Annotated in this window: 9 protein-coding genes; 5 read left to right on the forward strand and 4 right to left on the reverse strand. The window is 47.0% G+C overall.

The genetic code is table 11. The annotated features are described in order from the left end of the window. Positions 1-32 precede the first annotated feature (32 nt). Entirely contained in the window at positions 33-1145 is a 1113-nt protein-coding gene (locus KNO76_RS12655; RefSeq protein ID WP_214885785.1) for an aminopeptidase, read from the reverse strand. Positions 1146-1314: 169 nt separating this feature from the next. Here KNO76_RS12655 and KNO76_RS12660 point away from each other — a divergent pair, with 169 nt between their 5' ends. The 4 genes from KNO76_RS12660 (at position 1315) to ccpA (ending at position 4762) form a co-directional block, all read left to right on the forward strand. Continuing rightward, complete coding sequence (locus tag KNO76_RS12660) at positions 1315-1827, forward strand: DUF948 domain-containing protein (protein ID WP_026825574.1); 513 nt, start codon at positions 1315-1317, stop codon at positions 1825-1827. 21 nt (positions 1828-1848) lie between these two features. Beyond that, on the forward strand, positions 1849-2397 hold the full coding sequence (locus KNO76_RS12665; protein WP_214703498.1) for a YtxH domain-containing protein: 549 nt from the start codon (positions 1849-1851) through the stop codon (positions 2395-2397). Between the two features lie 132 nt (positions 2398-2529). Next, positions 2530-3621, forward strand: a complete 1092-nt coding sequence (locus KNO76_RS12670) for a bifunctional 3-deoxy-7-phosphoheptulonate synthase/chorismate mutase (RefSeq protein WP_026825576.1) — start codon at positions 2530-2532, stop codon at positions 3619-3621. 127 nt (positions 3622-3748) lie between these two features. Next, complete coding sequence (gene ccpA, locus KNO76_RS12675) at positions 3749-4762, forward strand: catabolite control protein A (protein ID WP_214885786.1); 1014 nt, start codon at positions 3749-3751, stop codon at positions 4760-4762. Positions 4763-4807: 45 nt separating this feature from the next. Here the strand turns inward: ccpA and KNO76_RS12680 are convergent, their stop codons facing one another. The 3 genes from KNO76_RS12680 to KNO76_RS12690 are packed head-to-tail and all read right to left on the reverse strand — an operon-like array spanning position 4808 to position 7248. Continuing rightward, on the reverse strand, positions 4808-5977 hold the full coding sequence (locus KNO76_RS12680) for an acetoin utilization protein AcuC (RefSeq protein ID WP_214885787.1): 1170 nt from the start codon (positions 5975-5977) through the stop codon (positions 4808-4810). Further along, positions 5974-6606: an acetoin utilization AcuB family protein gene (locus tag KNO76_RS12685; RefSeq protein WP_214885788.1), complete on the reverse strand. Its 633-nt coding sequence runs from the start codon at positions 6604-6606 to the stop codon at positions 5974-5976. The genes KNO76_RS12680 and KNO76_RS12685 overlap by 4 nt, the downstream gene beginning before the upstream one ends. A gap of 12 nt (positions 6607-6618) precedes the next feature. Beyond that, a complete protein-coding gene (locus KNO76_RS12690; RefSeq protein ID WP_026825580.1) occupies positions 6619-7248 on the reverse strand; it encodes a GNAT family N-acetyltransferase in 630 nt (209 codons plus the stop codon). Between the two features lie 154 nt (positions 7249-7402). On the opposite strand from KNO76_RS12690, the gene acsA reads away from it, so the two are divergent. Next, entirely contained in the window at positions 7403-9109 is a 1707-nt protein-coding gene (acsA, locus tag KNO76_RS12695; RefSeq protein ID WP_214885790.1) for an acetate--CoA ligase, read from the forward strand. Positions 9110-9330: the final 221 nt, after the last annotated feature.

The raw sequence follows: 9330 nt of genomic DNA on the forward strand, positions 1-9330 counted from the left end.
AATGGTGCGCCTACGTTAGGCACACCATTTTTTTATTTTAAGTTTTCTGGATTCAGTGGAAGTAAAGCATCGATGACGAAGCGACCGTCTTTCCGAATGAGTTGATCGTCGAACCAAATTTCACCGCCGCCATAATCTGGGCGCTGGATGTTGACAAGGTCCCAGTGGACGGACGAGTTGTTGCCGTTATAGGCATCATCGTACGCTTGACCTGGGGTGAAGTGGAAGCTTCCGTCAATTTTCTCATCGAATAAAATATCTTTCATCGGGTGCTGGATGTATGGGTTCACACCGATTGCGAACTCACCGACATAACGAGCGCCTTCATCTGTGTTGAACACTTCGTTGATGCGTTCTGTGTTATTGGCTGTCGCATCCACAATCTTACCATCTTTGAATGTCAGTTTCACATTTTCAAACGTGAATCCTTGATATGGAGATGGTGTGTTATAAGTAATGACCCCGTTAACCGAATCTTTTACCGGAGCCGTGAATACTTCACCGTCAGGGATGTTCATTTGGCCAGAACACTTGATGGCGGGGATGTCTTGGATTGAGAATGAAAGGTCTGTACCAGGTCCAATTAACGTGACGCGGTCTGTCTTGTTCATCAACTCGACCAATGCATCCATCGCTCGGTCCATTTTTCCGTAATCTAATGTACACACATTAAAATAGAAGTCCTCGAACGCTTCCGTCGATTTTCCTGCAAGTTGTGCCATTGATGGGGATGGATAGCGTAACACGACCCATTTTGTTCCTTTGACGCGGTCTTCGGTATGCATTTTCCCGAGTGTGGCACCAACGAGTTTTTGTTGCTCACTCGGCACGTCAGAGAGTTCGTTGATGTTATCACCAGCACGTAAGCCGATATAGGCATCCATTGCCTGCATCTGTTTACGCTCGATGTCGGCCATAAGTTCGAGTTGCTCTCGGCTTGCGCCCGTATATAACTTACGTAAGATACGGCTCTCTTTCAACAAGACGAACGGATGTCCTCCTGCTTCATAAGCTTTTTCGACGAGCGCCTCAACAAGCGACTCCTCCACTCCGAAATTCTCGATCAGTACCTTTTCACCCTGCTGAAGCTGGACAGAATAATTGATTAAACCGTCCGCTAATTGTGTAATTCTTGGATCTCTCACACGATCACCCCTAATTATTTTTATGAATTTCTATTTTAGTGTAATCGAAAACGTAAAAACGGGTAAAGGAATAATCAGACCGAATGGCGAAAACGGTTGTAGCAAATCTTTTCAGTCATAATGGTGCTATAATGAAACAAGAAACGATTGAATAGGAGGAATGAATTGAATGGAAATCACATTAGGAGGCATTGCTGGCCTAATTGCGGCACTCGCATTTGTCGTACTCGTTATTTTCTTGGCGCGTGTTTTATCAAATGTAAACCGTACCCTTGGAAGCGTCGCCAATACGACCGAAAATTTAGAACGCCAGCTCGATGGAATCACGATGGAAGTGACGGCGCTCTTACATAAGACGAACCGTCTCGTGGATAATGTGGAAGAGAAGACTGAATTGCTCGCTCCTGTTGCCCACGCTCTTGACGAACTAGGGACATCACTGAACGAGGTAACTGAGTCAGTTCGTACCGTGTCGACTTCTGTTCACTCGGCAGCTGACGAAAATAAGGAGCAGATTGCTCAAGCCGTTCGATGGGGATCGGTTGCGGTTGAACTATTTAAAAAGAATAAACCGGAATCGTCAACTTCAAAAGAACGTCCACGACGTCGTACACGTCGTGAAAAGAAAGAAGAAACACCTGTATCACCTGATATGATTAATACAGATGATACGATTAAATAAACATCAGGGAGGAACTCACACATGATAGACCAAAAGCAACCAACAGAACAGAATCATTCAAGCGGTGGATTTTTGACGGGTGTCATTCTCGGAGGGATTGTCGGGGCTGCAGTCGCTTTATTGACTTCACCGAAAAGCGGGCGAGAAGTAAGAACGTACCTTGACGAAAAGACGTCGACATCACGCGAAAGGTTGACTGTCAAATCGAAAGAGATGCGTGAAAAAGCAGAGCCGGTCGTTGGGGAATGGATCAAAGTAGCTAGTGACAAGGCGGCACCAGTCCTTAATATCGTAAAAGATAAGGCACGTGAAGCAGCCGAACTAAAGCAACAAATGAATGAGGAAGACCTTTCGATTGAAGAGGCGATGGAAAAAGCGGATCAACTCGTCGCAGAAGCGGAATCAGAAGTGAAAGAACAGATGGACCGCGCGACCGAGGAAGAGACGACGAACACATCAGATGAATCTGCATCAGACGATTCTCTTGAAGCGCCGGTCAGGGAGTTGCTTGACGATGAGTCAAAAGAAGAACTTGCTGATTTGAAGAAAGACCTCAAAAAAGAAGAGTGACACGTAAGGGCCGAATGCGTTCGGTCCTTTTTTGGTGATTTTGTGACGTAAAACGTTTCCTTATGACAAAGCGCACAAAGTTCGATATAATTAGGAATCTGGAAAGAACGGCTTAGGAATGAGAGGGGAAATATGAGTCCACAAGATCAGTTGAATCGATTACGTCGAGAAATGGATGAATTGAACCATGAAATGCTCGACTTGCTTAGTCGGCGTGGTGCACTTGCCGTAGAAATCGGAAAAATTAAACGTCTTCAAGGCGTTGAACGATATGACCCGGTCCGGGAACGTGAGATGCTTGATTTCATTGCTTCTTCCAACCAAGGACCGTTTGAAACGTCACGTCTCCAACATATTTTTAAAGAAGTATTCAAAGCGTCTGCTGAATTACAAGGTGAAGATCGTGACAAAACGTTACTCGTTTCTCGTAAACGTCAACCGGAAGATACGTTGGTCCATGTGAAGGACGTGACCATTGGGAACGGGCGTCCACAGTTAATTGCGGGGCCTTGTGCTGTTGAATCATTTGAACAAGTGAATGCGGTCGCTGAGAAGCTCGCGTTGTCCGGAGTGAAGGTGATGCGGGGTGGTGCTTATAAACCTCGAACTTCACCGTACGACTTCCAAGGATTGGGTTTTGAAGGGTTGAAATTGTTGAAGACAGCGGCTGACCGACATGATTTACGAGTGATCACAGAAATTATGACACCAGGTGCGGTTGAATCAGCATTGCCCTATGTCGACATCATTCAAGTCGGCGCGCGGAACATGCAAAATTTCGATTTGCTAAAAGAAGTCGGGAAGACGGACAAACCAGTCTTGTTGAAGCGTGGATTATCCGCTACAATCGAAGAGTTCATTTACGCGGCAGAGTACATTATGTCTAGTGGAAACAGTCAGGTCATCTTGTGCGAGCGGGGCATTCGAACGTATGAGCGCGCTACTCGCAATACGTTAGACATTACCGCGGTACCGATTTTGAAACAAGAGACGCATTTACCTGTCATGGTAGATGTGACGCATTCAACAGGTCGTCGTGATTTGTTGTTGCCGGCTGCAAAAGCAGCACTTGCCATCGGGGCAGACGGTGTGATGGTAGAGGTACACCCAAATCCTGCGATTGCGTTATCGGATGCGCAACAACAATTGGACTTCGATCAATTTGATCAATTTGTGGAAGGATTGACTGTCCAGTTTCCTCAACTTGATTTGGTGAAAAAGTAAGCTTTCCAAATGGAAACGTTTTATATCGCATGAAGACAGGGTAAACTGATGACAGATACCTGTCTTCCTTTTTTAAGATGTTTTATGAAAACTTTTTGAAAATCAGGACTTGTAGGAGGAGTAATTTATGAATAGTAATAACGTAACAATTTATGATGTTGCACGAGAAGCCGGGGTGTCGATGGCCACCGTCTCACGTGTCGTCAACGGAAACCCGAATGTCAAACCAACGACACGCAAGAAGGTACAAGATGCAATCGATCGTCTCGGATATCGTCCGAATGCTGTCGCGCGTGGACTTGCGAGTAAGAAAACCACAACGGTCGGTGTCATCGTACCGGACATTTCGAATATTTTCTTTGCCGATTTGGCACGAGGGATTGAAGATGTTGCAACGATGTATAAATACAACATCATCCTTGGTAACTCGGATTCAAGTCGTGACAAGGAAATTCATTTACTGAACACGTTGTTAGGGAAGCAAGTCGACGGCATCATCTTCATGGGTGGGCGTTTGCACGAGGACCTCGTTGAAGAGTTCAAAAAATCACCGGTCCCAATTGTTCTCGCAGCGACGTTAAATCAAGGATATGACCTTCCTGCGGTCAACATCGATTATGAGCAGGCCGCATATGATGCAACCCAAATGTTAATTAACCACGGACATGATCGTGTCGGATTCATTACGGGACCGCTTGAGCAACAAATCAATGGCGAAAAGAAATTTGCCGGGTACCGTCGTGCGCTTGAAGATGAGGGTCTTCCATTCCATGAGAATGATATGATTCTTGGGAATTACACATACGCATCAGGACTTGAAGTGATGCAAAAAATGTTGCAGCGCGATGATTGCCCGAAGGCGATTTTTGCCGGGACAGACGAGATGGCTCTTGGAGTCATCCATGCGATTCAAGATGCCGGCTACTCGGTTCCGAACGACTTTGAAGTCGTTGGTCACGATAACACGCGCCTTGCGACCATGATTCGTCCGAAGTTAACGACAGTCGTACAACCGATGTATGATATCGGAGCTGTAGCGATGCGTCTCTTGACGAAAATTTTAAATGCGGAAGAGATTGAGGAGAAAAACGTCGTTCTCCCTCACCGAATCGAACGCCGTGACTCGCTTCGCCAAGACTAACAGAGAGCCTCCCCAATCATCACGTGATGATTGGGGAGGCTCTTTTCATAAATAAATAGATTTGCGGTCATTCGAAATGAATGGCCAAAACGCACGTTTTGTGACTTCCCAATTTTTCTCTTCGATTTGTTGCCGTCTCGGGATATGGTCGAACGCGTAAAGTGAATCGTCCCACCGCGAGGGCAAGGGTTGACCGGCAACACCTGACCAATGTTCAATCCATTCATCAGGAAGTTCTCCAGTATATGGTGCCTCTCTCGTCAATCCGGCCCATACTTGAGCCCAGGCGCGCGGTACGGCACGATACCAGTCGTATCCGCCACCACCGAGCGCGACGAGGCGCCCATCTGTATATTCGTCTGCCATACGAGAAGCGATTTGTGGAATTTGTTCGAACGTTCGAATCGTTGATGCCAAATGCGTAAGAGGGTCAAAGGCATGAGCATCCGCGCCATTTTGGGTCAGAATGATATCCGGTTTGAACCATTCGCATGCCTCTCGTAAGACGGTCTCATAGCATTTTAAAAATGAGTCGTCTTCTGTGAATGCATCGACCGGTACGTTCCAACTATAGCCGTACCCTTTCCCGTTCCCTCGTTCCGTCACAGTTCCGGTACCTGGAAAGAGGTAGCGCCCCGTCTCATGAATGGATAACGTCATCACATCATCATCGTCATAAAAGAGCCACTGGACCCCGTCTCCATGATGCGCATCCGTATCAACATAGAGAACGCGTGACCCATATTGTTTCCTGACATGCGCAATGGCGATAGCGGCGTCGTTATAGACGCAAAACCCGGAAGCTTTACGCCGCATACCGTGATGTAATCCGCCTCCGACATGAAAGGCGCGCTCTCTTTTTCCGCTCGCCACGAGGTCGAGTGCATGAATCGTCCCTCCGACTAGACGAGCGGCCCCTTCATGAATCGTTGGGAAGATTGGTGTATCTTCCGTTCCGAGACCAAACTTATTCGCTTTCAAGGATGAAAGTTCCCCGGCTGCTGCTGTTTGAACAGCTTCAATGTAGTCTAAATCATGAACAAGTGCTAACTCTTCGACCGAAGCGATTGGGGGATTGACACACTCTGATTTTGAGAGCTTCCCAGAAGCAAGCAGAAGAGATGTTGTCAATTCAAGTCGTAATGGATTGAACGGATGATCCTCGTGAAAACGATAGGATGTTTCGTCTTCTCCGAATATGTAAATCGGTCTCATCGCGACATCTCCGGTCCGAGTACTTCATAACCTTCTCGTTTCAAGCGTTCAATGATGCGTAATGGATTCATCGTCTGGATGCGGAAAGAGACAATCCGTTTATAGGGATCACTCGTGGGGTGGACGAAAACGTTAATGATGTTGACGTTTGTCTTGGCGAGTAGTCGGGTCACTTTTTCGAGCGTGCCGGTCGTGTTCTCAACCAAGATTTCGATTTGTGAGCTCGGTTCGAGTGCACCAGTCAATTGTACGAAATAACGTAATAAATCTGTCTCGGTCAGCACTCCGACGAGTTTTCCTTGTTCGACAATCGGAAGACAAGTTAGTCGATTTTCGTAAAATAAGGCAGCTGCATCTTCAAAAAAATCGAAAGGATGTGCTGTAGGAACCTCGGAGCGCATGATGCTCGATATCGGATTTTGAAAGTCGGCATTTTCACTTTCTGGATGAAATACACTCGTCGCCCCGCTCATCTCGAATTGTCCAACAATTCCGACTACTCGTCTTGCCGGATTTGTCACAATCAAATGTCTGACACGATGTTCCCGCATCAGTTTAGCGGCGTGAGCAATTGTATTAGTCGGTTGAATCGTCACGACATGTCGATTCATCATCTGTTCGATTAACATGAAATCCCCTCCTTAGTCGTACATGAATCGTCGGCGTAGCCGAAGCGAATCAAAATGATCGATTGATTCTTGTCTCACGTTCTTCCCGATTCGTGCCATTAAGCAGTTGGCAGGGTGAGAGGCGATTTCAGGGTCGTCTGTAGGGAAGAATACGAGTCCGCCATGGTTCATCATTTTCTCCATGACTTTTCGATAATCCCAAATCGAAAGTCCACTGCCCTTTAGATCCCAATGCCAATAATATTCAGTCGTTAAAATTAAGAAATCATCCATATGCGGGTCCATCATAGATACTTCAAGTAATTGCTTGCCAATCCGTTGACCACGAAAGCGTGGGCTCACCTCAATCGCACCGAGTTCAAGGATATACGGGTCGTTTCCTTCACTCCAACGCTCGTACGGGTCAGGATAGAGAAATGTCACGTAGCCGATGACGAGGTCATTTTGTCGAGCGACAATGATGCGTCCCTCTTTTAAGTCAGCAATACCGACAAGCGCTTCGTGCTGATCTTCCGGTTCGCGAAAAGCTGTTAATCCTTCATCGAGACGATACGTCTGCAACACATCAGCTGCCACCGGACCGTCAATCGTCACTTCGCCTTGTGAGGTCTGCCACAGTTTTGAGTGATATTGTTTTTCCATTAGGTCACCACCTTTTCCATCTTATATTATAGCGCTTTCATTGCGTATGAATCACCCGTTTTGATGAATTTGGAAATTCGTTGATTTGTCATAATTTTAACACTATACTGAAAGTGGTTATACCAATCTTTACAGGGGAGGCGAATCTTTAACGATGGAAAAATTGAAAGCGTTAACAGGGGAGCATCAATTAGCGTCGTATGAAGAGGCTTGTCAGTCGTTTGAATGGACACAAGCAGAAACATTATTTTCTTGGAATTTGACGGGGAAAGTCAATTTGGCATACGAAGCAATCGATCGCCATGCAGAGAGTGAATTGGCGACAAAAGTGGCATTGCTTTATTTCGATGGGGGTCGGGAAGAGCGCTACACGTATGCGGATATGAAGAGAGAGAGTAATCGTTCTGGTAATGTTCTGAAGTCGATTGGTGTGGAGAAAGGCGACCGCGTCTTTATCTTTATGCCACGTCAGCCAGAACTTTATTTTATTTTACTCGGAGCAATCAAACTCGGAGCCATCGTAGGACCACTGTTTGAGGCATTCATGGAACAGGCGGTTCACGACCGGTTACTCGACTCGGAAGCGAAAGTGATTGTAACGACGAAAGAACTATTGCCACGTGTCCCAGTCGACCAATTGCCACATCTTGAGACGATTTTACTCGTCGGTGACGATGTCGAGGAATCGGGAAAAGCACTCGATTACCGTAAACTCGCGAACGATGCGACAACAGATTTAGAGTTGACGTGGGTCGATCGTGAGGATGGTTTAATTTTACACTATACCTCTGGTTCGACTGGGAAGCCGAAAGGTGTTCTCCACGTCCACAACGCCATGATCCAACATATGATGACAGGCAAATGGGTACTCGACATTCAACCTGACGATGTTTACTGGTGTACAGCTGACCCGGGGTGGGTGACTGGGACGAGTTATGGGATTTTTGCACCGTTCTTGAATAGCGCGACGAACGTCATCGTCGGCGGACGCTTCAATCCAGAGTTTTGGTACTCGGTTATTGAACGATTCGGCGTGACAGTGTGGTATAGTGCACCGACAGCGTTCCGAATGCTCATGGGTGCCGGGAACGAAGCGTTTGAGAAATATGACCTGTCTTCCTTACGACACATTTTATCGGTTGGTGAGCCGTTGAACCCTGAAGTGATTCGCTGGGGTTACGAGGCGTTTGACCTTCGAATCCATGACACGTGGTGGATGACGGAAACGGGTGGGATGATGATTTGTAACTACCCGACAATGGATATCAAACCAGGGTCGATGGGGAAACCGATTCCTGGATGCGAAGCTGCTATTTTGGACGACCGTGGCAAACCGCTCCCGCCGCATCGAATGGGGAACTTGGCACTCAAGACACCTTGGCCATCGATGATGCGGAAGATTTGGAAGAACGATGCGAAGTATGAGAGCTATTTCTGGGGAGATTGGTACGTATCTGGTGACTCGGCTTACATGGATGAAGACGGATACTTCTGGTTCCAAGGACGTGTCGACGATGTCATCATGACAGCGGGAGAACGAGTAGGACCGTTTGAAGTCGAAAGCCGACTCGTCGAACATCCGGCTGTCGCTGAGGCGGGCGTCATCGGAAAACCAGATCCAATTCGAGGTGAAATCATCAAAGCGTTCATCGCGCTTCGGAAAGGCTATGAGCCGTCGGATGAGTTAAAGCAAGAAATTCAGCAATTCGTCAAAGAAGGATTGGCTGCTCACGCGGCACCACGCGAAATAGAATTCAAAGACATGCTGCCAAAAACGCGGAGTGGTAAGATTATGCGTCGCGTCTTGAAAGCTTGGGAGTTGAATCTCGAGGCCGGTGACTTATCGACGATGGAAGACTGAAGCAAAAAAGGCCGACACGAAATGTGAGGGCGCTGAAAAACCTTCGCTCTATCCGAGTGTGAACAGAGAAAAGGACGATTGGACCGACTAGTGTCGGGACAATCGTCCTTTTTCCCTTTGCCCTCATCCTGTTTTTTCTTTCCTGAGGGCGATGATTCGCTTCAGATTGACCGCGACGATGCTCATTGCGCTCTGTAACGTCATGCCTTTCAGGTCTGACG

It is taken from the genome of Exiguobacterium sp. s101 (assembly GCF_018617835.1).
Classification (GTDB): domain Bacteria; phylum Bacillota; class Bacilli; order Exiguobacteriales; family Exiguobacteriaceae; genus Exiguobacterium; species Exiguobacterium marinum.